The following is a 22,022-nucleotide window of genomic DNA, read 5'->3' as shown; positions in this document are numbered from 1 at the left end:
TCATGTTGTCGCGTTTGCTTCGTCAACAATCCGGTGCGGCCGCCGCCGAAATGGCGCTTGTCGCGCCCCTGCTCATCGCCCTCATGTTCGGGTCGATGGAGCTGGGTCATTACTTCTATTCCGAGCACGTCGTCGTGAAAGCGGTTCGCGATGGTGCTCGCTTCGCGGCGCGGCAAAGCTTTGCGGATTTCACATGTCCAGCAGGCACAATCGGCGGCACCGTCGTTGCCGATACGCAAAATGTCACGCGGACGAACCAGCTTGCGGCGGGCGGGACGCCGCGACTTGCGGGATGGACGAACGCCGCTTCGGTTTCGGTCACAGCAACATGTGTCTCGAATTCCTCCGGGACTTATGTCACGGCATATGGGTCCGGGACCGAAATCCCGATCGTGGTCGTGCAGGCGAGCGTTCCCTACACGTCGCTCTTTTCAGTTATCGGCTTCAACTCCGCTGGTCTCCAACTGAGAGCCACAGAGCGGGCCGTGGTGATGGGCATATGAGCGTGACGCCCCTGAGAGCGCTATGGAGGCGCACGAGCGGTGCCGTAGGCGCGGAATTCGCGATGGTTCTGCCGCTGCTCGTGCTGCTGTTGCTCGGGATGATCGATGTCGGCCGGTACATGTGGATGCTGAACCAGGTCGAAAAGGCGACGCAGATGGGCGCTCGGATGGCCGTCGTGACGACCATGGTGCCAACCGACCTCGCTGCGAAGAACTTCGCGGCTACGCTTGGACAGGGCTCCGCGATCCCGACGTCATCGTTCGGGTCGATGCAATGCACGTCCAACGGCACGGCGGCATCATGTAGTTGCATCTCGAACTGTTCGGGGATTGCCACGACGGCGGACAACACTGCGTTCAACCGCGTCGCGGACAGAATGAACCTGATGGCGAACTATGTCAGCCGGTCCAACGTGACGATTCGATACGAAAACTCCGGTCTTGGATATGCGGGCGACCCAACAGGCTCTGACGTGGCGCCGATCGTAACGGTGCAGGCCGCCGGCGTTCCGTTCCGGCCTTTGATTTTCATGTTTCTAGGTGGACGACTCGTACTCCCGACCGTCAGCGCTTCGCTGACTCTCGAGGATGGCCAGGGCAATTTTTCGAATTGAGGTGTGCAGGTGAGCGTGATCAACCCTAACGAGACGGCCTCGACCTGGAAGGCCCATAAGCGGGAAGCTGCCGTGCAGTTGTACCTGAGCGGTGCCGACGGCGATGCCGCGGCGCTGGTCGGCGCGAGCGCCGCCGGCTTTCCGCTGAGCCTCAACGTCGGCGAGGTCGGAGATCCGATCGACGCCGAGGACCTCGCCGGCAGCGCTGCTGCGGTAATCCAGGTCGATCCGGGCGATCCGGCTTCGATGAGGCGCTTCGAAAAGCTGGCCGCCTCGACGAGGACGCCGCTGATCGCCGCGGCATACGAGCCTCCGCTGGCGCTTGTCCGCCAGCTCGTCCGCGCCGGCGCACACGACGTCGTGCCGCTGCCGCTGGACGTCGACGACCTCGAAACCTCGCTCTCGCCGATCCGCGACCAGCTGAAGCGGAGCGCCTCGGCGCTGCAGCCCGCCAACGGCAAGGTCGTCTGCATCACCAAGAGCGTCGGCGGTATCGGGGCAACTTCGCTTCTGAGCCAACTCGCCATCCGCGCTGCGGAAAACGAAGAGCGATTTCATCGCGACGTCTGCCTGCTCGACCTGGATCTCCAGTTCGGCAACGCTGCGTTTCAGCTCGGCCTGCGTCCGCAGCTGACTTTCCTCGACCTGATCGAAGCAGGCGGGCGGATCGACGGCGAGCTTCTTCGCGCAACGACGACGACGCATCCCAGCGGTCTCAAGGTTATCGCGGCGCCCACGTCTTTGATGCCGCTCGACGCCGTGAACAGCGATCAGCTGATCGAAATCATCGAGATCGCAAAACGCGAGTTCGGGACGGTTTTCGTCGACCTTCCGGCGAGCTGGACCAACTGGTCGCTCTCGCTTCTGGCCCAGGCCGACATGGTGCTGCTGGTCACCGAGCTCAGCGTCAGCGGCCTCCACCGTGCGCGCCGCCAGCTAGACCTGCTGCGTGAGCAGGACCTGGCGTCCGTCGACCTGCGGGTAATCGTCAATCGCTTCGAGAAGGGGCTATTGAGGAGCGTGAAGCCTGCCGACGTGCAAAAGGCGCTCGGCCGTGACGTTTCCTACACGATCACCAACGACCCGGGCGTGATGGTCCCAGCCATCGAGAGGGGCGTCCCGATCTCGGACATCAAGCGCAAGAGCGCGGTCGGCAAGGACATCGACATGTTAGAAGCGGGCCTTGCAGCAGCCTTCGGGCGGGAGCGCTAAGACATGTGGCAAGTTCGCAAAAAGGCAGGCTCAGAGGAAATCGAAGCCCCGAGATCGGCGGAAGACCTCCGAATCGTAACCGTCGGTGACGCCGGCGCATTCGCCAATCGCGATACGCACACCGACCTGAAGGTCGAGCTTCACCAGCGGTTGCTGGACGTCATCAACCTGCAGGCGCTCGACAAGATGTCGCGCCAGCAGATCGAGGCCGAAGTCGGCGATATCGTCTACGAAGAGCTGTCGAAGCAGAACCAGGCGCTCAACAATGCCGAGCGCAAGGCACTCGTCGGCGATGTCCTGGATGAGTTGCTGGGCCTGGGCCCAATCGAGCCATTGCTCAAGGACCCGACGATTACCGACATTCTCATCAACGGCTACAACCAGGTGTTCGTCGAGAAGTATGGCGTCCTCGAGCATACCAACGTGCGGTTCAAGGACGAGCGGCACCTGTTCCGCATCATCCAGAAGATCGTTTCGGCGGTAGGCCGGCGTATCGACGAGTCTGCGCCGATGGTGGATGCCCGCCTTGCGGACGGAAGCCGCGTCAACGCGATTGTCCCGCCACTGGCGATCGACGGCGCGTCCATGTCTATTCGTAAATTCGCGCGCGTGCCGATCAGCATGGATCGCCTGATCGAGATCGGCAGCGTTCCCGCGCAGGTCGCCGAAGTGCTGAAGGCCGTCGTGAAGTCGCGCCGTAACGTCCTCATCTCGGGCGGTACCGGTTCGGGCAAGACGACGATGCTGAATGCAATGTCGGCCTACATCGACAATCGCGAGCGCATCGTCACGATCGAAGACTCGGCCGAACTCCAGCTTCAGCAGGAACATGTCGTTCGGCTGGAAACCCGTCCGCCGAACATCGAAGGCAAGGGCGAGATTACTCAGCGTGAACTCGTCAAGAACTCGCTGCGTATGCGTCCCGATCGCATCATCGTCGGCGAGGTTCGCGCCGGTGAGGCCTTCGACATGCTTCAGGCCATGAACACGGGCCACGATGGGTCGATGACGACCGTCCACGCCAATACTGCTCGTGACGCTCTGTCGCGCGTCGAGCAGATGATCGGCATGAGCGGTATCGACATTCCGGCTCGCTCGGCGAGAGCGCAGATTTCGTCCGCTCTCAACGTCGTGATCCAGATCGGGCGCCTGTCCGACGGCCGCCGCAAGTTGCTCAGCCTGTCGGAGCTGACCGGTATGGAAGGCGAAGTCGTGACGATGCAGGAGATCTTCCGCTTCCGTCAGACTGGCATCGCTTCTGACGGACAGGTTCTCGGCAAGTTCGAAGCGACCGGCATCCGGCCCAAGTTCATCGAGCAGGTGATGGCGCACGGCGTCACATTGTCCGCCGATCTCTTCCGACCTGACGCGAAGCTCGAGGGATGAACGACGCCTGGCTCAAAGCACTGATCCTTGGCTGCACCTTCGGTGCGGTCCTGCTGCTCGTTGAAGTCATGGTCGGCTGGATGGCCAGCAATCGGGCCGAAGGGAAAGCCATCAACCTGCGCCTGCGGATGATCGGCGAAGGCCGCGACCGCGAACAGACGATGAGCCTGCTGCGGCGGAAGCAGAGTAATTTTTCGGCTCACCTGCCGGTGATGTTCCAGCATATCGGGCAAAAGTTCGAGCGCATGCTCGTCGCTGCGCAGGTGACCGTTCCGACCGGGCGCCTGATCCTGATGATCCTGCTCGCCCCGGTGGCGATCTTCTTCCTGATCGTGCTGCTGATGGCCTTGCTTCAGGTGCCGTTCGCAATGGGCCGGTTTCTGATGATCGCGACGTTCGCGGGCGTCGTGGGCGCATTCCTGCCGATCATGTACCTGAATTTCCGCGCCAACCGGACGCGCAAGAAGATGCAGGAGCAGTTCCCAACTGCGCTCGACGTCTTTGTCCGCGGCCTTCGCGCAGGGCACCCGATTGCGGCAGCTCTCGACCTGCTGACCGTGGAGATGCCGGATCCGATCGGAAGCCAATTCGGGGTCGTCGTCGACGAGGTGACCTACGGCGCCGAGCTGCGCGACGCGCTGCAGGCAATGGCCGACCGCTGGGATCTCGAAGACATGCGCATGTTCGTCGTCTCGCTCTCGGTACAGAGCGAAACCGGCGGTAATCTCGCCGAGATCCTCGACAATCTGTCGACCGTGATCCGCGAGCGGCATTCGATGTATCTCAAGGTCCGCGCGCTTTCGAGCGAAGGGCGGATGACGGCGATCATGCTGACCGTCCTGCCGCTGTTCGCGTTTGCGATGCTGTTCATCATGAACCCCGGATTCTACCTCGACGTCGCCGACGACCCGATGTTCATGCCGGGCTTCATCGGGCTGATCATGATGTACGTCATCGGCTTCGTCAGCATCCGCAAGCTGGTCGACCTGAAGGTGTGATGCGATGACCCAGTTGTTTACCGATTATCCGATCATCCGCCTCGGCGTCCTGCTTGGCCTGTTCGCGCTCGTCGCGGCCGGAGCCTATTTCGCCACCGGTGCCTTCACGGCGCGGCAGATGTCGCGTCGCCGGCTGGTCGATGGGGATTTCTCGGATCATCCAGTGGTCGGAGCTTCGCTTCGCAGCCAGGATACGGAAAATGCCTGGCTGAAGCTGGTCAATGGGATTGAAGGCGCGGGCCTGTCGCTGGTCGACACCCGCGATGACTCCGTTCGCAAGAAGCTGGTCGCTGCGGGCTTCACCGCGCCTTACGCTCCGCGTCTCTACACCCTCATTCGCCTCGTGCTCGTCATCGGACTGCCGCTGCTGATCTTCGCTCTGCTGTGGGCAACGAACTCAACGCCGAGCATTCTGAAGCTCTATGCGGTCGTCGTGATTGCCGCGCTGGCCGGCCTTTACATCCCGGCTGTGTTCCTCGCGGCTCGGGCGGACCGCAGGCAACAGGAAATCATCAACGGCTTCCCGGACGCGCTGGACCTGATGCTGGTCTGCGTCGAGGCAGGCCTCGGCATGGACTCCGCTTTCGCTCGCGTCGGCATGGAAATGACCAATTCGCATCCGCGCCTGGCCGAGCAATTCGGCGCCGTGGTGCTCGAGCTTCGCGCGGGGCGGAGCCATGAGGACGCCTTGCGGCGTATGGCCGACCGTGCGGGCGCTGAAGAAATTCGCGCTTTCGCAACCCTGCTCATCCAGTCATCGAAGCTGGGTTCGTCGATTGCCCAGACGCTGCGCGTCTATGCCGCTGAAATGCGTGAACGCCGCCGAATGCGCGCTGAGGAAAAAGCGCACAGGCTGCCGGTTTTGCTTTCGGTTCCATTGGTCGGATGCATGCTTCCCGTCATGATCGGGGTGCTGATGCTTCCGGCCGCAATCCGGGTCATTCGTAGCGTCGTCCCGAATCTAGGGGGAGGTTGATATGAAGCGGGGGGCTAAATTCCTTGTTTCGGTCACCATCGTGACGATGGTCGGCGGCTGCGGAGAGGACGGGAAGCTATCCATTCGCTCGACGCCTACCCCGATTGCCGAGGGCAAGCAGCCGGTTCCGGCGAGGATCGCGGAGGCCCGCGGCCAGTTCGCGCTCGGCAACGTGGCTTTGGCGCTCAGCGCTTATCGCATGGCGGCGCGCGACGATCCCAACAGCACGGACGCATTGGTCGGAATGGCGCAATGCTACGACCAGATGGGGCGGTACGACCTGTCGCGCCGGAATTACGAAGCGGCGCTCGCGCTCGCTCCGGGCGATACGCAGATCCTCGCGGCCCTTGTGAGCTCGCTGCAGCTTCAGGGTCGTACGGATGAAGCGATTGCAGTGCGCGAGGAGATTGCTGCGCGAATGGCGGCCAGCCAGGCCCTGGATTCGGCAGAGTATGTCGCCGAGGTCGAGGTCGTGCCTGCGCCAGTCACAGCGCCGGCGCCAGCCGAGCGTATCGCTTCGCCCAATCGCCCCGCCCCGGCGGCGGATGTCGCGGTTGCCGAGGTTCAACTGCCCGCGCGCACGTTCGCCGAGGCACCGGTCTATCTGGCTGTTCCGGCTCCCGCGCCCGTCACGCTGAACGTTGCGCCCGGGCAAACGGGACGTGTCGAAATGGCCGTGGTGGAGCGCGTGGCAACGCCGGCCCCGCAAAATGCACCCGTCATGCAGACAGCGAGCTCGCCCCAATCGGTTTCGATCAAGCTTCCTGCGGTCCGGCCGATTCAGCCGGCGACCGTGCCGGTTGCCAAGCGAGCGTTCGGTGCCGCTCCCGTGCAGCTAGCCGACAGCGCAGCCCCGCCGCAGCCGATGCGCGTCGAGGTCGCGGGCGACTTGATGACTCCCTATCTCGCCAGACCCTTCGACGAAACGCCGCAGCGGCTGTCGTTCGCGGAGGAGCGGGGTCCGCATCTCGAACGGATTTCGATGGGCGAGATTGCGCTGGTGACGGTTCCGAAGCCCGTGTGGCAGCCGACCACGGTCGCATTGTCCTCCAGGAGCACGACGGTTCGGTTCGTTCCGCTCCGAGAGGCCAGCGCCAATGCGATCCCCGTGAAGGTTCGCCTTCTCAATGCCGCGCGGGTCGATCGGCTGGCGGCGAGGACCCGCATGTGGCTGAACGCTCGGGGGTGGCGTGGTCTCAGCATCGGCAACGCACTCGCTACGCGTTCGCGTAGCGTCATCCTGTATCCGGCGGACAAGCGCGTCGTGGCGCAGCGGCTTTCGACGCAGTTTGGATTCCCGATGGCTCCGCGAGCATCGGGAGCGCATATCGTCATTCTCCTCGGCAGCGATGCCGCACGACGGCCGGCGCTTCGTCGGGCCAGCGCATGATTGCACTGCTGCTTTCGGCCGCTCTCGCGGCTGCAAAGCCCGTACCGGCACCAGCGGTTCAGCCCCCGGTGCCATCGCTCAGCGAAGCCGCGTTCGCGATCCAGGCGGGCCGCCTCGAACAAGCACGCCTGATGATCGCCAATGCGGTCAAGGCGGGCGTAACCGGGCCGGAGATCGACCGCCTTCTCGCCGAGCTGGCCTATGCGTCGGGTGACTATCAGGGTGCGCTGCCGCGCTACCTCCCGCTGCTGGCGTCGAACCCGTCCGACGGCGTGATGTATGAGCATGCGGGGATCGCGGCCATGAAGGCGGGGGACGTCGCCCAGGGAGCGAAGCTGCTGGATCGGGCGACGAGCTTCCCGACTGCGACGTGGCGGGCCTGGAACGCGCGGGGGGTTGCGGCGGACTACCGCGGCGATTGGGCCGTCGCCGACGAATCCTACTCTCGCGCTACGGCGCTCGCGCCTGACCGAGCGGAAGTGCTGAACAATTACGGCTGGTCTTTGCTGGCTCGGGGAAATTGGAATGAAGCGTTCGGCAAGCTGGAGCGGGCCTCGACGCTGGATCCGAAGAATCCGCGCATCGCGGCCAACCTGGAGCTTGCGCGTGCTGCCGTCAGCGAGGACCTGCCTCAGCGACGGGCAGGGGAGAGCGAGGTCGATTGGGCCGCGCGTCTGAATGACGCCGGCGTCGTTGCGAGGCTCCAGGGGAACAACAAGAAAGCCGTCGCGGCCTTCACCCAGGCGATCGAGGTGCGGACGCAATATTATGCGCGCGCGGCCAACAACCTTGCCATGGCGGTGCCGAAAAAGTGAACCTCGCTGCATTGTCGCCGCAGTGGCTGGCGATCGTCCTCACCGTCCTGCTTCTTGCTGCTGCCGTCGAGGATGCCGTGAGGCTGCGCATTGCGAACATCGTGGTGTTGCTCGTCCTGGCCGGAGCGGTTCTCGCGGCCTTTCTGACCGGGCCACAGCTCTCGCTTTGGCAAAACGGTGCGGTATTCATCGTCCTGCTCCTTCTGGGCACTCCGATGTTTGCGGCCGGGAAGCTGGGTGGAGGAGACGTCAAGCTGCTCGCCGCGCTCGGTCTCTGGTTCGATCTCAAGGGCGCATTGTGGATGATGGTCGCGGTGGCCTTGGCCGGCGGTGTCCTGGCGCTGCTGGTGTTGGCGGTGCGCTCGTTCAACTGGAGTGACGACGCGCGCAAGCGGATCATCCTCCTCCGACCGGGCGGAGGCATTCCCTACGGTGTCGCGATTGCTGCCGGCGGGCTGATCGCGATGGGATTCCAGCGAATCTGACAAAGAAAAGGCCGAGCCCCCAAGGGGAGCCCGGCCGTACTTTCTTCAACCGTGGAAGCCGTTAGGCGCCCGCGATCTCCGTGCTGTCGATCTTGACGCCCGGACCCATGGTCGAGCTGATCGCAATCTTCTTCACGAACTTGCCCTTGGCTCCCGACGGCTTGGCCTTGACGATCGCGTCGAGGAACGCGTCGAAGTTCGCCTTCAGGTCTTCTTGAGCAAAGCTCGCCTTGCCGATGCCGGCGTGGATGATGCCAGCCTTCTCGACGCGGAACTCGACCTGGCCCGACTTGGCGTCGGTGACGGCCTTAGTGACGTCCATGGTGACGGTGCCGAGCTTCGGGTTCGGCATCAGGCCCTTGGGACCCAGCACCTTACCGAGACGGCCAACGACGCCCATCATGTCCGGCGTCGCGATGACGCGGTCATAATCGAGCTTGCCGCTCTGCATCTCTTCCATGAGGTCTTCCGCGCCGACCTTGTCGGCGCCGGCTGCGGTGGCCTCGTCTGCCTTCGCGCCCTTGGCGAACACGGCGACGCGGACAGTCTTGCCGGTGCCCTTCGGCAGGTTGACGACGCCGCGAACCATCTGGTCGGCGTGGCGCGGATCGACACCGAGGTTGAGCGCAACTTCAACGGTCTCGTCGAACTTCGAGGTCGCGTTCTGCTTCACGAGTGAAAGCGCTTCGTCCACCGCGTAGAACTTCTCACGATCGACTGCGCCAGCCTGGGCCTTTTGCTTCTTCGTCTGCTTCGTCATGGCTTAGCCCTCCACAACCTGGAGGCCCATCGCGCGAGCGGAGCCTTCGATGATCTTCGTTGCCGCCTCGATGTCGTTGGCGTTGAGGTCCTTCATCTTGGCCTCGGCGATTTCCGCCAGCTTCGAGCGCTTGATGGTGCCCGCGCTGACCTTGCCCGGCTCCTTCGAGCCCGACTTGAGGTTCGCTGCCTTCTTCAGGAGGAAGCTCGCCGGAGGCGTCTTCGTCGCGAAGGAGAAGCTGCGATCCGCATAGACAGTGATGACCGTCGGGATCGGAGCGCCCTTCTCGAGCTCCTGCGTGGCGGCGTTGAACGCCTTGCAGAATTCCATGATGTTGACGCCGCGCTGACCCAGCGCCGGGCCGATCGGCGGCGACGGGTTTGCGATGCCCGCGGGCACCTGCAGCTTGATATAGCCGGTTATCTTCTTTGCCATTTCACTCTCATTTCAAGTTTAGCGGTCCAAGCGGACGCCGAGGCGAACTCCCGCAGCATTTTCCGATAATGTCTCGGAAGCCGCGGCCCATAGCGGAAGGCAGGCAGAGAGGCAAATCCAACGCAAGGCGAAAGCGCGCCGTCTCAATGCAGGTTATTCACTGCATCCAACCGGGCGGCAGGGAGTTGAGCCCCTGAGAAACCTCGGAGGAGTTTGTGGAATATATCGACCTCGTCAGTATCGGCAGTTTCCTGGCCTTGTTCCTGGGAGTCCTGATGCTGAGCGGCGGCTTGTATGCCCGCAGGCGCGGGAGGCTGCACACGCGCCAAGGAGCGGCGGTCCTCGCGGGCTTCACGGCCGTGCTCGGCGCGACTTTCATGGCCGTCGCGCTCATCACTTTCATTCAGGCGTGACGCCGTCGGGAATGTCGGCTGTCCGACTTATCGAACGATAAGTACCAGTGCGCTTTTCGCCTTCGTAGTGCGGGCGAGAGGTTCGGGGGGCGGTGAGCGACCTGCGTCACGGACCTCGACCTTCGGCGACTAGCCCTGCTGAAGAAACGGAGCGATCCGGCCACACCCCAAGGCGGCCGGGTCGCTTTCGTTCGTGGGCTACTTGACCCGTTCGACCTGCTCGAATTCGAGTTCGACGGGGGTCGCGCGACCGAAGATCGAGACAGAGACCTTTACGCGGCCGCGGTCGAAGTCGAGTTCCTCGACAACACCGTTGAAGCTCGCGAACGGACCGTCGAGCACCTTCACGGCATCACCGATCTCATAGTCGACATTGACCTTCTGCTTCGGCGCGGCGGACGCAGCCTCTTCCTTGGTCGAAAGGATGCGCGCGGCCTCGGCTTCGGTGATCGGCTGCGGCTTGCCGCCGGGCCCGAGGAAGCCGGTGACCTTCGGTGTGTTCTTCACAAGGTGATAGACCTGGTCGTTCATCGCCAGCTTGGCGAGAACGTAGCCGGGGAAGAACTTGCGGTCCGACGTGACCTTCTTGCCGCGGCGAATCTCGGTGACCTTCTCGGTCGGGACTTCGACGGCTTCGACCTGGGTTTCGAGGCCAAGGCGCGTAGCTTCGGAAAGGATCGCGTCCTTCACCTTGTTCTCGAAGCCTGAGTATGCGTGGATGATGTACCAGCGGGACATGATGTGTTGAGTTCCCCGTTGCTCGCTAGCCGATCAGGCCAAGCAGGAATTTGACGATCGCGCTGAAGAACGAATCGGTCGCGAAAAAGAAGATGGCAAGGAGGGCGGTCATGATGAAAACCATGATTGCGGTGCGGACAGTCTCCGCCCAGGTCGGCCAGACGACCTTCGACGCTTCGCTGCGTACCTGCCTGATGAATTCGCCTGGGGAGGTCTTCGCCACCGACATTGCCTCTTCGAGATAGAAAAACGCTCCGCGGACCCGGAGGCCGACGGAGCTGAAAGCGACTTAGCGATACCGGCTTGAGTCTTCAAGGCTGGCAGGGGCAGAGGGACTCGAACCCACGACCCTCGGTTTTGGAGACCGATGCTCTACCAACTGAGCTATACCCCTAGGCCGAGGCGCGACTTATGCGGCGAACGACGGGCGCGCAAGGGCGGCGTTCAATTGATGATCTTGCGAAGCGTCCCGACCATGAACGCTGTCGACCAGCCGATCAGGACGAAGCCGATCAGCGCTTCGAGTGAACCGAGCAGCCGCCATTCCTCGTCGAAATGAGCGGGTGCGGACCCGAGCGTGGCGTAGCAGGACGCTGAATAATAAAGCGCCGCTTCCATCGACCTTAACGCCCCGACGTGACGATAAAAGAGCGCGAAAAGGTAGATCTCGAAGAAGTGCAACGTGAATAGTAGCAGCCCGTAAGTTCCCATGAGGAATGAAGCGCGAAGGCCGAATTCGTTGGGTATGGCGCGATCGTCGTGAAGGTGCAGGACCTTCGAGATGGCCACGAGGCCTGCGCTGTGAACCACGACCATCAGCACAATGAACGCCGTGACCACGGCCAACTGTAAGCCAAGGTCGACGACAATGACTTCATCGCTCAACGGCGCTCTCCTGCACGCGGAAAGCGGCTACGATGGCAGACTAACTTACGTTGCTGAAGACCTGATTTCAGGCAGCGATGTCGAAGGGCTGAATCTCGCCGGAGAGGTAGAGATTGCGTGCCTTGGTCCGAGACAGCTTGCCCGAACTCGTGCGGGGCAAGGACCGCGGCGGGACGAGTTCGACGATCGGCGTGATGCCGGTGATCGCGCGAACCCGCTCACGGATGTCATCGCGAAGCCGGCCACGTTCGGTGGGATCCGAGACTCGGCAGTGAACAAGGACGGCCGGGGTTTCCTCGCCTGACGGACCCGTGATCGCGAAGGCGGCGATATCGCCGGACTTGAAGCCGGGAAGCTGCTCGACCGCCCACTCGATGTCCTGCGGCCAGTGATTGCGGCCGTTGATGATGATCATGTCCTTCGCGCGGCCGACGATGAAGATGTAGCCGCCCGACATGTAGCCCATGTCGCCGGTATCCAGCCAATCGTCCTTCAGGCAGGCGGCGGTGGCTTCCGGATCACGATAGTAGCTGTGCATGACCGACGAACCGCGGACGAAAACGCGACCGATGCCGCGGTCTTCGAGCAAAGCACCATCCTCACCGCGGATTTCGATTTCCATTCCGCGGACCGGCTTTCCGCAATTGACGACCGCCCGGTACCGGCGCGGACGCTCCGGCGAGCCGTTGTCGCCGCCGTTCAGGACGGTCTCTTCGACCAGCTCGATGCGGATACCTTCACCCGGCGGCATCAAGGAAACGGCAAGCGTCGCCTCGGCCAGGCCGTAGCTTGGGCAGAATGCGGCGGCCTTGAAGCCGGCATCTGCGAAGGCGTCGACGAAGGCCTGCATCACGTCGGGCCGGATCATGTCGGCGCCATTGCCGGCAATCCGCCAGCGCGACAGGTCGAAGCGATCTTCCGCGCGGGTCTGTGACGACATACGACGAGCGCAAATGTCGTAGCCAAAGGTCGGCGAGTAACTGACGCTGGTACCGGGATTGCGCGTGACCATGTCGAGCCACGCAAGTGGGCGGCGGGCGAAGTCTTCGGTCTTCTGGTAGTCGGTGGAGAGCTGAAGCGCGATCGGCGACAGCATGCATCCGACCAGCCCCATATCGTGGTACCAGGGAAGCCATGAAATAACGCGGTCAGTCTCGATGACCTCCAGGCCGACACCATGAGCATGGAGATTCGACAGAAGCTGGCGATGCGTGACAGCCACGCCATGCGGGAAGCGCGTCGATCCGCTGGAATATTGGAGATAAGCGACATCGTCGGCGTCGGGGATCGGCAACTCGCTCTCACTCGAGACGACTTCGCCGAGGCTATCCCAGGAGCGCACGGAAGTAGTCCGTCCAGCGGCGGCCTCTTCCGCATAAGAGATCAGTTCGGCCGAGCAGACAAACAGTGACGGGTCGCTGCTTGTGAGCATGACTCGAAGCTGCTCGACATAGGCCTCGCGGCCGCCGAAGCTGGTCGGCAGAGGCAGCGGTACAGGCCATAGGCCGGCGTAAACGGCGCCGAAGAAGCAGGCCGCAAACTCGGGACCCGTCTCTGCGATGAGGGCCAGGCGCTCACCCGGCCTCAGTCCTAGCGCCATGAAGCGCTGCGCATGGGCAAGCGCGTCCTCGCGCAGCTCGGCAAAGGGGTAAGCCCTGACCAGCGTGCCGCGCGCGTCGTGGAAATTCATGCCGCGACGCCCGCGCGCCGCGTAGTCGAGCGCCTCGCCCAGGGTCGCAAAGTCCGCCACGCGTCGCGGGAGCGAGTCCAGGGTCGGCGTTGCGCCTGCGGGAGCGAGGTCGGCTACGATCGTGTTGTTGCGGTCGAGCAAGCCTTCACCATCATCAAAATGCCCGCCAAAGGCGCGGCCTGTCGCCCACCTCATCAGTGGGATGACTTGTACTGGTGTGCGAGTGTGGCACAAATTGGGCCGATGCATGTCCGACGGTCCGCCCGACCGCGAAAGCCGTTAAACGGCGAAAGCCTCCACGAACTCGCCCTTTTCTACGTGGGCAAGTTTGCAACGACGCGGGCCAAGCTGGTCAACTATTTGAATCGCAAGGTTCGCGAGCGCGGCTGGGATGGTGACCGAGAGCCCGAAATCGAGACGCTGGTGGAGCGCATAGCGGCTAGCGGCCTGGTCGATGACGCCCTCTATGCGATGTCGAAATCTCGTTTGCTTTCGGAGCGGGGCTACGGCGGGCATCGCGTCGCTCAAGCCCTTCGTGCAGCTGGAATCGATGAGGAAGACGGAGCGGCCGCACAGAATCTGGCGGCGGAGGAAGCGGCTCGCTCGGCATTGCGATTTGCCCGCAGGCGTCACCTAGGGCCTTTTGCTGATGTTCCACCCGATCGAAATGGGAGAGAGAAGGCGCTCGCGGCCATGATCCGCGCCGGCCACCGCTTTGAACTGGCGAAAGCAGTGATCGACGCTGAACCTGGCAGCGAACCGGACCTTAACGACCTGCAAGAGAAGAGTCGTTAAGTCGGTTTCACGACACTTAGACACATGTTAGTAGTGTATTGTGCAGCGCGAGAAGTCAGGAATGGCAACACAGCCCGAACATCATCCGCTCGACGACGCCGAGGCGGTCGCTGACGATTCGTCGGAGATGGAGGCGGTCGTTGGCCGAGTGAAGTGGTTCGATGCCACGCGAGGCTTCGGCTTTCTGATCAGCGATTCCATCGACGGCGATATCCTCATACATTTCAGTGTCTTGCGGGAGCATGGCCGCAGGAGCTTGCCGGAAGGCGCGATCGTGGAAGTCGTCCCGATGCGGCTCGATCGCGGGCTCCAGGCCAAGAAGGTCATCTCGATCGACGTTGGCTCCGCCGTCGTTCCTCCGCCCAGGGTTGCCCGCTCGACGAGCAAGGACATAGACCGTAAGGCCTTGTCGGATTCGGCCGGTGAGTTCGAACCTGTAGAGGTGAAATGGTTCAATCGCGTAAAAGGCTACGGCTTCGTCAACCGCGTCGGGGACCCGGACGCGCACGATATTTTCGTTCATATGGAGACCGTCCGGAACTCGGATGTCGGGGACCTGCAGCCGGGACAGCACGTGCTGGCGCGCATAGCCGAGGGGAAGAAAGGCCTGACCGCGGTCGAACTGCATTCGGACTCCTAGGCCGCGCGTTGGCTGCGGCGGCTATTGCGGCGAGCAGCGCTTGCGGTTCGGCAACGACTGCCCCTCAAGTTGCCGAGAAGTCCTCCGCCGGCCTCGAACAGGTTCCACTCACGATTCATTCGTCTTCGGGAACGCACAAATTCACGGTCGAAATCGCTCGCACGCCTGAGCAGCAGGCGCGAGGCCTGATGTTCCGGGAGTCGCTCGCGCCCGACCGAGGCATGATTTTCCCTTACGATCCGCCGACCGACGCAAGCTTCTGGATGAAGAATACGCTCATCCCGCTCGACCTGGTGTTCATTCGCCCGAACGGCACCGTGGGGCGCATCGCGGAAAATGCCGTCCCGATGTCCCTGGAGCCAATTCCTTCGCTCGAGGCGGTGTCTGCTGTCCTTGAAATTCCTGGCGGGCGCGCTGCCGAGCTTCACATAAAGGAGGGCGACAAGGTCAACTGGCCTCATTGAGGCCTGATGCTTGCACTCGCGAGCCCGAGCGGGCAGATGCGCGGGCCATGGGATTCTGGTCTCGGACATTCACCTGGTGGAACGGCGCGACGTGGGGGACGGGGCTGTTCACGCGCCTTCACGGAAAGGAAGTCGGTCGTGACGACGCCGGCAACGTCTATTTCGAGGGCAAGAAGAACCCGGCGACCCGCTGGGTCATCTACAACGGATCGAACGACGGCAGCCGGGTTCCGCCTGATTGGCAGGCCTGGCTGAAGGGCACGATCGACGGCCTCCCGGACACATCGCTCCCGGACCGTCGCAGGTTCGAACAGCCGCCGCAGGTCAATCCGACCGGCACGATGGCCGCGTTCCGGCCCGATGGGTCGCTGTCGAAGAATCAGCTGAGGCCTGCCTCGACGGGCGACTATCAGGCCTGGACGCCAGACTGAGCGTGAAGACCTACGCCGTAACCGGCACGCTGCTGGCGCTGCTGCTCGCGGCGGGCTGCCAGCGCAAGGACGATGACCAGGGCAATCGCGTCCAGCTTCCGACGGCTGCGCGCGGCGCGGGGCAGAACGCCGACGTGACCCCGATGGCGGAGCGCGTCGCAGTCATCTCGCTGCTCAACAAGCGGAACGGAATCGTTCGCGACCTGACCATGAAGCCGGGCCAGTCGATCCAGGTGAAGGATGCCATCGTGCGTCTCCGCGCCTGCGAGACGACTGCACCATGGGAAAGCGAAAAACTGACCGGCGCTTTCCTCCAGCTCGATGTCCAGCAGCCCGATAAGCGTTGGATCCGGGCCTTCTCCGGCTGGGTCTATAAGGAATCGCCGTCACTGAACGTCGTCGAGCATCCAATCTACGACGTCTGGCCCAAGAGCTGCGCGATGACATATCCCTCAGCCGCCGCCGAGCCCGCGGCGCCGGTCGCTTCGAGCAATCGGTCCAGGGCGAACAGATCGGGCAGTGCGGATCGCAGGGACAATGCGGCCGGACCCGCGGAAGCCCCGGCGCCCGAACCTTCAGCGCCGACGGAGCCTGCGCCAGCTCCGCCAAGTGCTGCGGAAAGCAACGCGACATAGTCTTTGCGTGAGATGCTCACGGCGCCGAGCGAGGCGAGGTGGGCGGTCATGAACTGGCAGTCGAGCAGCGAAAAGCCGCCGACCTTCATCCGCGCGACAAGCCACGCGAGCGCAACCTTCGAGGCGTCAGTGCGGCGGCTGAACATGCTTTCGCCGAAAAAGGCGCGCCCAAGCTTCACGCCGTAAAGGCCGCCGACCAGTTCGCCGTGGTCCCAAACTTCGATCGAATGGGCATGCCCTGTCGAGTGCAGGGTGACCATCGCATGCTCGATGTCGTCGTTGATCCAGGTCTCATCGCGGTCGGCGCAGGCGGTGATCACCGCAAGAAAGTCACGGTCCATCGTTACGGAAAATCGCCCCGACCGGATCGTCCGGCGCAGAGACCTTGAAAGATGGAATGCGTCGAGAGGGATAATCGCGCGAGAGCGTGGCTCGACCCAGAACAGCTCGGATGCTTCCCGGCTGTCGGCCATCGGGAAAATTCCGGCCGCGTAGCCTTGCAGCAGAAGACGTGGGTCCAACCGACTCATCGCGGTGGAATATGCGATGGTTCCAGCGGCTTGTCAGCGACGCCGATGCTAGAGGATCTCATGGACGACGTCTTGCGGTCGGCAAAGCCGGGCCCCCTTGTCGGTCACGACCAGCGGCCGGTTGATCAGGATCGGATGCTCCATCATTGCATCGAGGATCTCGTCATCGCTGACCTCGGGACGCGTGAGCCCCAGCTCCGTGGCAATCGGCTCCTTCGTCCGCAGCCCTTCGCGCGGTGAGATGCCGGCGCGAGCGTAAATTGCCTTGAGCACTTCGCGGCTCGGCGGCGTCTTAAGGTATTCGACGACGGTCGGATCCTCACCGCTTTCCCGCAGGATTTCGAGCGTTTTGCGCGATGTTCCGCAGAGCGGATTGTGATAGATCGTTACGTTCATGTCACGGACAGTTCCTAGTTCTTACGCCGCTTTTGGCAACGAATGCGCCGTCAGTCCGGTTCATTCCCGCGTCGAAGCATTGTCGCGTTGCCGGAACGATGTTGCGCAAGCGTCGTTTCTCGCGCGTGACATGCACCGTTCGCCGGGGATTTCAGGGCCCGGGGCATGGTCCGGAAGATTAACAATCGGGAGATAGACGATGCAAAAATCATTTCTGGCAGTCGTGCTGGCCAGCTCGGTAGCGCTGAGCGCTTGCGCGACCGACAGCCAAACCGCGGGTGACGTTGCGCAGGGCGCAGCGATCGGCGCGGCCGGTGGCGCAGCCGTCGGTGCAGTGGTTCCGGGCGTGAACGTGATCGAAGGTGCCGCTGTCGGCGCAGCGATCGGCGGTCTCGCCGGCGCAGTCTGGGCCGACCAGAACAACGACGGCTATGTCGATGGCTACGTTTCGAACGGCCAGTATTACACGGGCACCCCGCAGGGCTATGACCCGACGCTTCGTCGCGTTGCAACGGGCGCTGTCGGTGGTGCGGCTCTCGGCGCGGTTGCCGGTGCGGTCATTCCGGGCGTCAGCCTGCTCGAAGGCGCAGTGATCGGTGCTGCCGTCGGCGGTCTCGCCGGCGCCATCTGGGCCGACCGCGACAACGATGGGCGCGTGGACGGTTATGTTCAGAACGGCCAGTATTATGCGGGCGCGCCGCAGTCGACGGCTCCGGCCCCGACCTACACGCCGCCGGCTCGCTCGGGTGAGCGCGGCTAACGCCTCGGTCCACTCAGTGATCTGTACGCGTACGATGCGCACCGGCCCTCAGCGGTCGGTGCGCATTTTTTCCGCCCTGCGCGGAGGCTTCGCGGCGCTCCTGCTTGCGGGGGTATCTTCGGCGCTTCCCGGCTCGGCAGCGGCCGCACAGTCGACCGCCGCGCGCTTCGCAGCCGGAGCAGAGGGCGTTTCCGAATTCTACAAGGCGCGTGACGGCCGCTTGCTGTGGCTGTCGCAATCGGGACGGCCGGCGGATTTGCTTCTGGAGACGCTTCGGAATGCGGACGCCGATGGCCTCAATGGCGACCGCTACGACGTCGAAAAGCTGGAACATATCGTCCAGGCCGCGCGGCAGTCCGGCAGCGCCAAGGCCGCGCGCCGAGCGGACGCTCAACTGAGCCGCGCCTTCGTTGCCTATGTGCGCGACCTTCGGTCGACCAAGCGGAGCGATACGATCTACGTCGACGCCGAGTTGAAGCCGGAGATGCCGAACGACCGCGCAATCCTCGAGACGGCAGCTACGGCGCCTTCGCTCGAGGTCTACATCGCGGAAATGCGCTGGATGAACCCGCTCTATGCGCAGCTTCGCCACGCTCTGCTCTCGGGCAATTACGATGCTAGCCAGCGCGATCTCGTCCGGCTCAATCTCGACCGCGCTCGCGAGCTGCCGGTGGGCGACGGCCGCTACGTGCTCGTCAATGCGGCCGCCCAACGCCTGTTCATGATCGAAGATGGCAAGACCGTGGATTCGATGCGGGTCGTGGTCGGGAAGCCGATCTATCCAACGCCGATGATGGCGGCATACATCCGTTTCGCGAACCTCAACCCCTACTGGTACGTTCCGGCGGACCTGGCGGCGGAACGGATAGCTCCGAACGTCGTGAAGCTGGGACTGCCGTATCTCGACCGGCAGGGTTACCAGGTCGTCTCCGATTTCGTCGACAACCCCCAGATCTTCGATCCTTCGGCCATCGACTGGCAAGCCGTTGCGGATGGCCGCCAAAAGGTGCTGATCCGCCAACTGCCGGGCGCTCATAACTCGATGGGCCGCATCAAATTCATGTTCCCGAACGAGGAGGGAGTCTACCTCCACGACAACCCGGAGCGAGAACTCTTCGAGCAGGCCGCCCGGCTGTACAGCGGCGGTTGCGTGAGGCTGGAGTCGGCTTGGCGCTTGGGGCGCTGGCTGTTCGGACGCGACCTGACCTGGAAGGGAGCGGGCCCCGAAGAGAAGGTGCCGCTCGATAAACCCGTTCCGGTCTACATTACCTATCTGACCGCGGTGCCAGATGGCTCGCAGATCGCGTTCCTCGACGACGTCTACGGACGCGACAAGGCAAGGCTGGCAGAGGGATCGGCCGACGCAGCGCAGACGGCGGCGCGATAGAAATTACAGCGACCAATTGGCGACATAGTCCAGTCGATAGGGGATCGGCCGGCCATCCGCGTCAAAGGCCGGGCGAAACCTCAACCGACGGTAGATCAGTGGGCAAAGCCTGCCATCGACGTCGGCGTCTCCGCTCGATCGCGTGACTCGGCAATTGATGGGCAGTCCGCTTGGGTCGAGCTGAAGAGCGACCATGGCCCGGCCGTAGGGTAGTCGGCCGCCGGTCAGCTCGCGATAATCACCGCGATTGAGATTGCGGACCAGCCGAGCCGGCGTGAACCCGGTGAAATCGCCATTGCCTCCGCCGCCTCGACCGGTTCCCGATCCGCCAGCGCCGGGTCCAACTCCGGTCGCCGCCGCGCCCGCGCGCGCCTGGTTCCCGGTACCCGCAACGGGCGCGGCAACCACTGGCGGCTTGGTAGGAACGACAATTGCAGGCTTCGGCGCGACGACCTGCGTTGGCTCGGCCTTCTTGCCGGCGGCTCCTTCCTGATCCTTCGTGCGGTCGGCCTTTGGCTGAGGTGGCGGCGGCGCGGGCGGCGGAGGCGACCTCTCTTCAATATCGAAGGTCTTGAGGCTCTCAACGGCGTGGCGGACATTGTGGACATTGAGTCCGGTCAGGATGACGGCGCCGATAACGATATGCACCAAGGCAACTCCGGCGAGCGCCTTGGCTCGATCGTTCGCGGGTGTGGCGGTGTAAGTGCCCATCGGATACGTCCGTCCAAGGAACGCATATGGCCGTTGAAAGTGCAACGGTTGCCCACGCTTGCGTGATGCGGACAGCCGTCGCATCCGGGCGGGAAACGACGCTGAAGGAAGACCGCCGATGAATCCCTTCCCGACGGACATCTTCACAGAGCCGAGCGACGTCGATCCGGACACGTTGGCGAACCTTGGTCCCCTGCGGCGGCTGGCGGGCACATGGCAATCCTCAGCAGGGCTGGACATCAATCCGAAGGCGGACGGGCCGGAGCACCGCGACTACATCGAGCGCATCGAGTTCCAGCCGATCGATCCGCAGGCCAACGGTCCGCAGCTGTTCTACGGTCTGCGGTACCACATTCATATCAATACGCCCGAAGAGGACATCACCTTCCACGACCAGGTCGGCTATTGGTTGTGGGAGCCGGCCACGGGCCTGGTGCTGCAGACTTTGGCAATCCCGCGGGGGCAGACTGCGCTGGCCGCCGGGCAGGCGCAGCCGGGGGATGACCGCCTGACGGTCGTCGCCGAGCGCGGGCCGACGGAGTATGGGATCTGCTCCACGGCCTTCCTGGAATATGCGTTCCGGACTGACCGCTATCAGCTCGAAATCACGTTCCATTCCGATGACAGTTGGAGCTACGCTTCGGAAACGACGTTGATCGTGAAGGGACAGTCGGACCCGTTTATTCATCGTGATCGGAACACGATGGTGAGAACTGGAGACGCGACCCCGAACCCCTTGATGATGATCCAGACCGCGAAATCCTGAACGGAAGCACCCCGAGCGTCTAGCCCGGGGTGCCCGCTACATTAGTCGTCGTCACCGTCCCAACGGTCGCGGCGGTCGCGGCGGTCGTCTCGGTAATACCGGTCGTCGTAGCCTCCGTAGCGCCCGCCACGGTTCCAGGACGAGCGGCCCTGCCGGATCTCCAGCTGGTAGATCCGCTGGTCGAACTCGCGGGCTTCCCACGGGTTCAGCCCGTTGCGAGACGCCATTCGCAGCGCACGGTCGAGGCCGATGGCTTCGGAATAAATCTGGCGCCGCATGTCAGGCCGAATTCCGTCGATCGATTTCAGGACGTTTTCTATCCTGCGGTGGAGTCCGCCAGCGTCGGCATAGCCCCGGTTGTAGCCGTACTCATTTCCGTAACCGCGATCGTTCCCATACGGCTGCGGATAATATTGCGCAGCGGCAGGTGTTGCGATCGCAAGCGCCGATCCGGCAGCGGCCAAAACCAAAGTGAGTTTACGCATCAGTGCCCTCCTACAAGCAGGTCGATGCGGATTTGCGCCAAGTCGCTTGATTCAAGGCTGAACGTACTCGTTATCGGCGGTTCAGGCGACCGGCCGACCGGTCTCTCAAGACAGTTGCGAGATCGGCCGAGACCTGATTTGTTGGCACCGCAGTTGGGGAGAATTGCATGCTGTCTCGGTCATTTTTCGCTTTTGCAGCCCTTTCGCTTTCTGCCGTCGCTCCGGCCTACGGACAGGCGGCGGATGATTTGGCAAGCAAGATCATCAACGATCCGTCAGCCCCGTCGGTCAACGGTGCCAAGGCCTCGCTTCATGACGATCCGGCTGCACAGGGCGGCAAGGCGCTCCGCGTCCAGGTTCCGAAGAAGGGTGCCAACGTCTGGGACAGCGCGGTGGAGACAGCGATCCCGAAGCCGATCAAGGCAGGCGACCAACTCGTGCTCATGGTCTCGGCCAGGCTTGAGAAGGGCGAGGGAGGGGCGACCGCGACGACCATTCCCTATGTCGCGGTGCAGCTTGCGTCCGAGCCCTATTCCTCGCTTCTGCAGCAGTCGGTCGACATCGGGCCGGAATGGAAGGACTTCCAGATTCGCGGAACGGCGGATCGCGACTATCCGGCCAACTCGGTCAAGGTGACCGTCCATCTCGCAACCGCGAAGCAGACGGTGGACGTGGGCCCGATCGTGCTCCTCGACCTCGGGCCGAAGAAGTAAGCGGAAGGA

Annotated in this window: 29 protein-coding genes, 1 tRNA gene and 1 pseudogene; 19 read left to right on the top strand and 12 right to left on the bottom strand. The window is 63.2% G+C overall.

Features of this window, described 5'->3' with window-relative positions; genetic code table 11:
- The first annotated feature begins 2 nt into the window (after positions 1-2).
- The 9 genes from ABD928_RS03890 to ABD928_RS03850 are packed head-to-tail and all read left to right on the top strand — an operon-like array spanning position 3 to position 8,379.
- The gene (locus ABD928_RS03890) at positions 3-503 is read left to right on the top strand and encodes a TadE/TadG family type IV pilus assembly protein (protein WP_187714498.1); all 501 of its coding nucleotides are present in this window, start codon (positions 3-5) and stop codon (positions 501-503) included.
- Positions 500-1,117 carry a TadE/TadG family type IV pilus assembly protein gene (locus tag ABD928_RS03885; RefSeq protein WP_345166264.1) on the top strand — a complete coding sequence of 206 codons (618 nt, stop codon included), beginning with the start codon at positions 500-502 and terminating at the stop codon, positions 1,115-1,117. The genes ABD928_RS03890 and ABD928_RS03885 overlap by 4 nt, the downstream gene beginning before the upstream one ends.
- A gap of 9 nt (positions 1,118-1,126) precedes the next feature.
- On the top strand, positions 1,127-2,329 hold the full coding sequence (locus tag ABD928_RS03880; protein ID WP_345166261.1) for a CpaE/TadZ family protein: 1,203 nt from the start codon (positions 1,127-1,129) through the stop codon (positions 2,327-2,329).
- Positions 2,330-2,332: 3 nt separating this feature from the next.
- Complete coding sequence (locus ABD928_RS03875; RefSeq protein ID WP_345166258.1) at positions 2,333-3,715, top strand: TadA family conjugal transfer-associated ATPase; 1,383 nt, start codon at positions 2,333-2,335, stop codon at positions 3,713-3,715.
- Positions 3,712-4,713, top strand: coding sequence for a type II secretion system F family protein (locus ABD928_RS03870; protein WP_187714495.1), 1,002 nt, complete (start codon positions 3,712-3,714; stop codon positions 4,711-4,713). Before ABD928_RS03875 ends, ABD928_RS03870 begins: the two co-directional genes overlap by 4 nt.
- A gap of 4 nt (positions 4,714-4,717) precedes the next feature.
- Positions 4,718-5,689, top strand: a complete 972-nt coding sequence (locus tag ABD928_RS03865) for a type II secretion system F family protein (protein ID WP_345166254.1) — start codon at positions 4,718-4,720, stop codon at positions 5,687-5,689.
- 1 nt (position 5,690) lies between these two features.
- The gene (locus tag ABD928_RS03860) at positions 5,691-7,079 is read left to right on the top strand and encodes a LytR C-terminal domain-containing protein (RefSeq protein WP_345166251.1); all 1,389 of its coding nucleotides are present in this window, start codon (positions 5,691-5,693) and stop codon (positions 7,077-7,079) included.
- Positions 7,076-7,894, top strand: coding sequence for a tetratricopeptide repeat protein (locus tag ABD928_RS03855; protein ID WP_345166248.1), 819 nt, complete (start codon positions 7,076-7,078; stop codon positions 7,892-7,894). Before ABD928_RS03860 ends, ABD928_RS03855 begins: the two co-directional genes overlap by 4 nt.
- Positions 7,891-8,379: an A24 family peptidase gene (locus tag ABD928_RS03850; RefSeq protein WP_187714493.1), complete on the top strand. Its 489-nt coding sequence runs from the start codon at positions 7,891-7,893 to the stop codon at positions 8,377-8,379. Before ABD928_RS03855 ends, ABD928_RS03850 begins: the two co-directional genes overlap by 4 nt.
- 61 nt (positions 8,380-8,440) lie before the next feature.
- Here ABD928_RS03850 and rplA read toward each other — a convergent pair whose 3' ends face one another.
- Both rplA and rplK read right to left on the bottom strand, forming a co-directional pair.
- Positions 8,441-9,139, bottom strand: coding sequence for a 50S ribosomal protein L1 (gene rplA / locus ABD928_RS03845; RefSeq protein WP_187714492.1), 699 nt, complete (start codon positions 9,137-9,139; stop codon positions 8,441-8,443).
- A gap of 3 nt (positions 9,140-9,142) precedes the next feature.
- Entirely contained in the window at positions 9,143-9,574 is a 432-nt protein-coding gene (gene rplK / locus ABD928_RS03840; RefSeq protein WP_187714491.1) for a 50S ribosomal protein L11, read from the bottom strand.
- A 215-nt stretch (positions 9,575-9,789) separates the two neighbouring features.
- Here rplK and ABD928_RS03835 point away from each other — a divergent pair, with 215 nt between their 5' ends.
- Positions 9,790-9,987, top strand: a complete 198-nt coding sequence (locus ABD928_RS03835; RefSeq protein ID WP_187714490.1) for a hypothetical protein — start codon at positions 9,790-9,792, stop codon at positions 9,985-9,987.
- A gap of 198 nt (positions 9,988-10,185) precedes the next feature.
- Here the strand turns inward: ABD928_RS03835 and nusG are convergent, their stop codons facing one another.
- From nusG to ABD928_RS03810, 5 genes are all read right to left on the bottom strand, one after another.
- Positions 10,186-10,725 (bottom strand): transcription termination/antitermination protein NusG, encoded by a 540-nt coding sequence (nusG, locus tag ABD928_RS03830; protein WP_345166241.1) that lies wholly within the window; start codon positions 10,723-10,725, stop codon positions 10,186-10,188.
- Positions 10,726-10,750: 25 nt separating this feature from the next.
- Entirely contained in the window at positions 10,751-10,948 is a 198-nt protein-coding gene (secE, locus tag ABD928_RS03825; RefSeq protein WP_187714489.1) for a preprotein translocase subunit SecE, read from the bottom strand.
- Positions 10,949-11,043: 95 nt separating this feature from the next.
- Positions 11,044-11,119, bottom strand: a tRNA-Trp gene (locus tag ABD928_RS03820).
- A gap of 50 nt (positions 11,120-11,169) precedes the next feature.
- Positions 11,170-11,610, bottom strand: a complete 441-nt coding sequence (locus ABD928_RS03815; RefSeq protein WP_187714488.1) for an ion channel — start codon at positions 11,608-11,610, stop codon at positions 11,170-11,172.
- Positions 11,611-11,677: 67 nt separating this feature from the next.
- Complete coding sequence (locus ABD928_RS03810) at positions 11,678-13,495, bottom strand: fatty acyl-AMP ligase (RefSeq protein ID WP_345166236.1); 1,818 nt, start codon at positions 13,493-13,495, stop codon at positions 11,678-11,680.
- A gap of 48 nt (positions 13,496-13,543) precedes the next feature.
- On the opposite strand from ABD928_RS03810, the gene ABD928_RS03805 reads away from it, so the two are divergent.
- The 4 genes from ABD928_RS03805 (at position 13,544) to ABD928_RS03790 (ending at position 15,630) form a co-directional block, all read left to right on the top strand.
- Positions 13,544-14,095, top strand: coding sequence for a regulatory protein RecX (locus ABD928_RS03805; protein WP_187715929.1), 552 nt, complete (start codon positions 13,544-13,546; stop codon positions 14,093-14,095).
- A gap of 61 nt (positions 14,096-14,156) precedes the next feature.
- Positions 14,157-14,735, top strand: coding sequence for a cold-shock protein (locus ABD928_RS03800; protein ID WP_187714487.1), 579 nt, complete (start codon positions 14,157-14,159; stop codon positions 14,733-14,735).
- Positions 14,736-14,743: 8 nt separating this feature from the next.
- Complete coding sequence (locus ABD928_RS03795) at positions 14,744-15,199, top strand: DUF192 domain-containing protein (protein WP_345166233.1); 456 nt, start codon at positions 14,744-14,746, stop codon at positions 15,197-15,199.
- A gap of 47 nt (positions 15,200-15,246) precedes the next feature.
- Positions 15,247-15,630, top strand: coding sequence for an NADH:ubiquinone oxidoreductase subunit NDUFA12 (locus ABD928_RS03790; protein ID WP_187714486.1), 384 nt, complete (start codon positions 15,247-15,249; stop codon positions 15,628-15,630).
- Between the two features lie 10 nt (positions 15,631-15,640).
- Here the strand turns inward: ABD928_RS03790 and ABD928_RS03785 are convergent, their stop codons facing one another.
- On the bottom strand, positions 15,641-15,877 hold the full coding sequence (locus ABD928_RS03785; protein WP_187715960.1) for a hypothetical protein: 237 nt from the start codon (positions 15,875-15,877) through the stop codon (positions 15,641-15,643).
- Between ABD928_RS03785 and ABD928_RS03780 the strand changes: the two are divergent.
- Positions 15,774-16,007: pseudogene (locus ABD928_RS03780) on the top strand (DUF2155 domain-containing protein); the annotation flags it as partial. The gene ABD928_RS03785 and the pseudogene ABD928_RS03780 overlap by 104 nt on opposite strands.
- A 35-nt stretch (positions 16,008-16,042) precedes the next feature.
- On the opposite strand, the gene aat reads toward ABD928_RS03780, so the two are convergent.
- Both aat and arsC read right to left on the bottom strand, forming a co-directional pair.
- Complete coding sequence (gene aat, locus ABD928_RS03775; protein WP_187714485.1) at positions 16,043-16,795, bottom strand: leucyl/phenylalanyl-tRNA--protein transferase; 753 nt, start codon at positions 16,793-16,795, stop codon at positions 16,043-16,045.
- Positions 16,796-16,843: 48 nt separating this feature from the next.
- On the bottom strand, positions 16,844-17,191 hold the full coding sequence (gene arsC, locus ABD928_RS03770) for an arsenate reductase (glutaredoxin) (RefSeq protein ID WP_187714484.1): 348 nt from the start codon (positions 17,189-17,191) through the stop codon (positions 16,844-16,846).
- A 199-nt stretch (positions 17,192-17,390) separates the two neighbouring features.
- Between arsC and ABD928_RS03765 the strand changes: the two genes are divergently transcribed.
- Together ABD928_RS03765 and ABD928_RS03760 are read left to right on the top strand one after the other, a co-directional pair.
- Positions 17,391-17,951: a YMGG-like glycine zipper-containing protein gene (locus ABD928_RS03765; protein ID WP_187714483.1), complete on the top strand. Its 561-nt coding sequence runs from the start codon at positions 17,391-17,393 to the stop codon at positions 17,949-17,951.
- Between the two features lie 58 nt (positions 17,952-18,009).
- On the top strand, positions 18,010-19,338 hold the full coding sequence (locus ABD928_RS03760; RefSeq protein WP_187714482.1) for a L,D-transpeptidase scaffold domain-containing protein: 1,329 nt from the start codon (positions 18,010-18,012) through the stop codon (positions 19,336-19,338).
- Between the two features lie 3 nt (positions 19,339-19,341).
- On the opposite strand, the gene ABD928_RS03755 is transcribed toward ABD928_RS03760, so the two are convergent.
- On the bottom strand, positions 19,342-20,049 hold the full coding sequence (locus ABD928_RS03755) for an energy transducer TonB family protein (RefSeq protein ID WP_187714481.1): 708 nt from the start codon (positions 20,047-20,049) through the stop codon (positions 19,342-19,344).
- Positions 20,050-20,167: 118 nt separating this feature from the next.
- Between ABD928_RS03755 and ABD928_RS03750 the strand changes: the two genes are divergently transcribed.
- Positions 20,168-20,815 carry an FABP family protein gene (locus ABD928_RS03750; RefSeq protein ID WP_345166225.1) on the top strand — a complete coding sequence of 216 codons (648 nt, stop codon included), beginning with the start codon at positions 20,168-20,170 and terminating at the stop codon, positions 20,813-20,815.
- Between the two features lie 41 nt (positions 20,816-20,856).
- Here ABD928_RS03750 and ABD928_RS03745 read toward each other — a convergent pair whose 3' ends face one another.
- Positions 20,857-21,300, bottom strand: a complete 444-nt coding sequence (locus ABD928_RS03745) for a hypothetical protein (protein WP_187714480.1) — start codon at positions 21,298-21,300, stop codon at positions 20,857-20,859.
- A 167-nt stretch (positions 21,301-21,467) separates the two neighbouring features.
- Between ABD928_RS03745 and ABD928_RS03740 the strand changes: the two genes are divergently transcribed.
- On the top strand, positions 21,468-22,013 hold the full coding sequence (locus tag ABD928_RS03740) for a hypothetical protein (protein ID WP_187714479.1): 546 nt from the start codon (positions 21,468-21,470) through the stop codon (positions 22,011-22,013).
- Positions 22,014-22,022: the final 9 nt, after the last annotated feature.

The sequence above is a fragment of the Sphingomonas daechungensis genome (assembly GCF_039543105.1).
Lineage (GTDB): Bacteria > Pseudomonadota > Alphaproteobacteria > Sphingomonadales > Sphingomonadaceae > Sphingomicrobium > Sphingomicrobium daechungense.
The sequence above is the reverse complement of the archived record's forward strand: the minus strand, read 5'-3'. Positions and strand labels throughout refer to the sequence as shown.

Excerpts from the sequence above, each read along its gene's own strand:
- ABD928_RS03890 (WP_187714498.1), top strand. The coding sequence starts at position 3 with ATGTTGTCGCGTTTGCTTCGTCAACAATCCGGTGCGGCCGCCGCCGAA.
- ABD928_RS03885 (WP_345166264.1), top strand. The coding sequence starts at position 500 with ATGAGCGTGACGCCCCTGAGAGCGCTATGGAGGCGCACGAGCGGTGCC.
- ABD928_RS03875 (WP_345166258.1), top strand. The coding sequence starts at position 2,333 with ATGTGGCAAGTTCGCAAAAAGGCAGGCTCAGAGGAAATCGAAGCCCCG.
- ABD928_RS03870 (WP_187714495.1), top strand. The coding sequence starts at position 3,712 with ATGAACGACGCCTGGCTCAAAGCACTGATCCTTGGCTGCACCTTCGGT.
- ABD928_RS03865 (WP_345166254.1), top strand. The coding sequence starts at position 4,718 with ATGACCCAGTTGTTTACCGATTATCCGATCATCCGCCTCGGCGTCCTG.
- ABD928_RS03860 (WP_345166251.1), top strand. The coding sequence starts at position 5,691 with ATGAAGCGGGGGGCTAAATTCCTTGTTTCGGTCACCATCGTGACGATG.
- ABD928_RS03855 (WP_345166248.1), top strand. The coding sequence starts at position 7,076 with ATGATTGCACTGCTGCTTTCGGCCGCTCTCGCGGCTGCAAAGCCCGTA.
- rplA (WP_187714492.1), bottom strand. The coding sequence starts at position 9,139 with ATGACGAAGCAGACGAAGAAGCAAAAGGCCCAGGCTGGCGCAGTCGAT.
- rplK (WP_187714491.1), bottom strand. The coding sequence starts at position 9,574 with ATGGCAAAGAAGATAACCGGCTATATCAAGCTGCAGGTGCCCGCGGGC.
- nusG (WP_345166241.1), bottom strand. The coding sequence starts at position 10,725 with ATGTCCCGCTGGTACATCATCCACGCATACTCAGGCTTCGAGAACAAG.
- ABD928_RS03810 (WP_345166236.1), bottom strand. The coding sequence starts at position 13,495 with ATGAGGTGGGCGACAGGCCGCGCCTTTGGCGGGCATTTTGATGATGGT.
- ABD928_RS03805 (WP_187715929.1), top strand. The coding sequence starts at position 13,544 with ATGCATGTCCGACGGTCCGCCCGACCGCGAAAGCCGTTAAACGGCGAA.
- ABD928_RS03800 (WP_187714487.1), top strand. The coding sequence starts at position 14,157 with ATGGCAACACAGCCCGAACATCATCCGCTCGACGACGCCGAGGCGGTC.
- ABD928_RS03790 (WP_187714486.1), top strand. The coding sequence starts at position 15,247 with ATGGGATTCTGGTCTCGGACATTCACCTGGTGGAACGGCGCGACGTGG.
- ABD928_RS03785 (WP_187715960.1), bottom strand. The coding sequence starts at position 15,877 with ATGGCATCCTTCACCTGGATCGACTGGCCCGGCTTCATGGTCAGGTCG.
- aat (WP_187714485.1), bottom strand. The coding sequence starts at position 16,795 with ATGAGTCGGTTGGACCCACGTCTTCTGCTGCAAGGCTACGCGGCCGGA.
- arsC (WP_187714484.1), bottom strand. The coding sequence starts at position 17,191 with ATGAACGTAACGATCTATCACAATCCGCTCTGCGGAACATCGCGCAAA.
- ABD928_RS03765 (WP_187714483.1), top strand. The coding sequence starts at position 17,391 with ATGCAAAAATCATTTCTGGCAGTCGTGCTGGCCAGCTCGGTAGCGCTG.
- ABD928_RS03755 (WP_187714481.1), bottom strand. The coding sequence starts at position 20,049 with ATGGGCACTTACACCGCCACACCCGCGAACGATCGAGCCAAGGCGCTC.
- ABD928_RS03750 (WP_345166225.1), top strand. The coding sequence starts at position 20,168 with ATGAATCCCTTCCCGACGGACATCTTCACAGAGCCGAGCGACGTCGAT.
- ABD928_RS03745 (WP_187714480.1), bottom strand. The coding sequence starts at position 21,300 with ATGCGTAAACTCACTTTGGTTTTGGCCGCTGCCGGATCGGCGCTTGCG.
- ABD928_RS03740 (WP_187714479.1), top strand. The coding sequence starts at position 21,468 with ATGCTGTCTCGGTCATTTTTCGCTTTTGCAGCCCTTTCGCTTTCTGCC.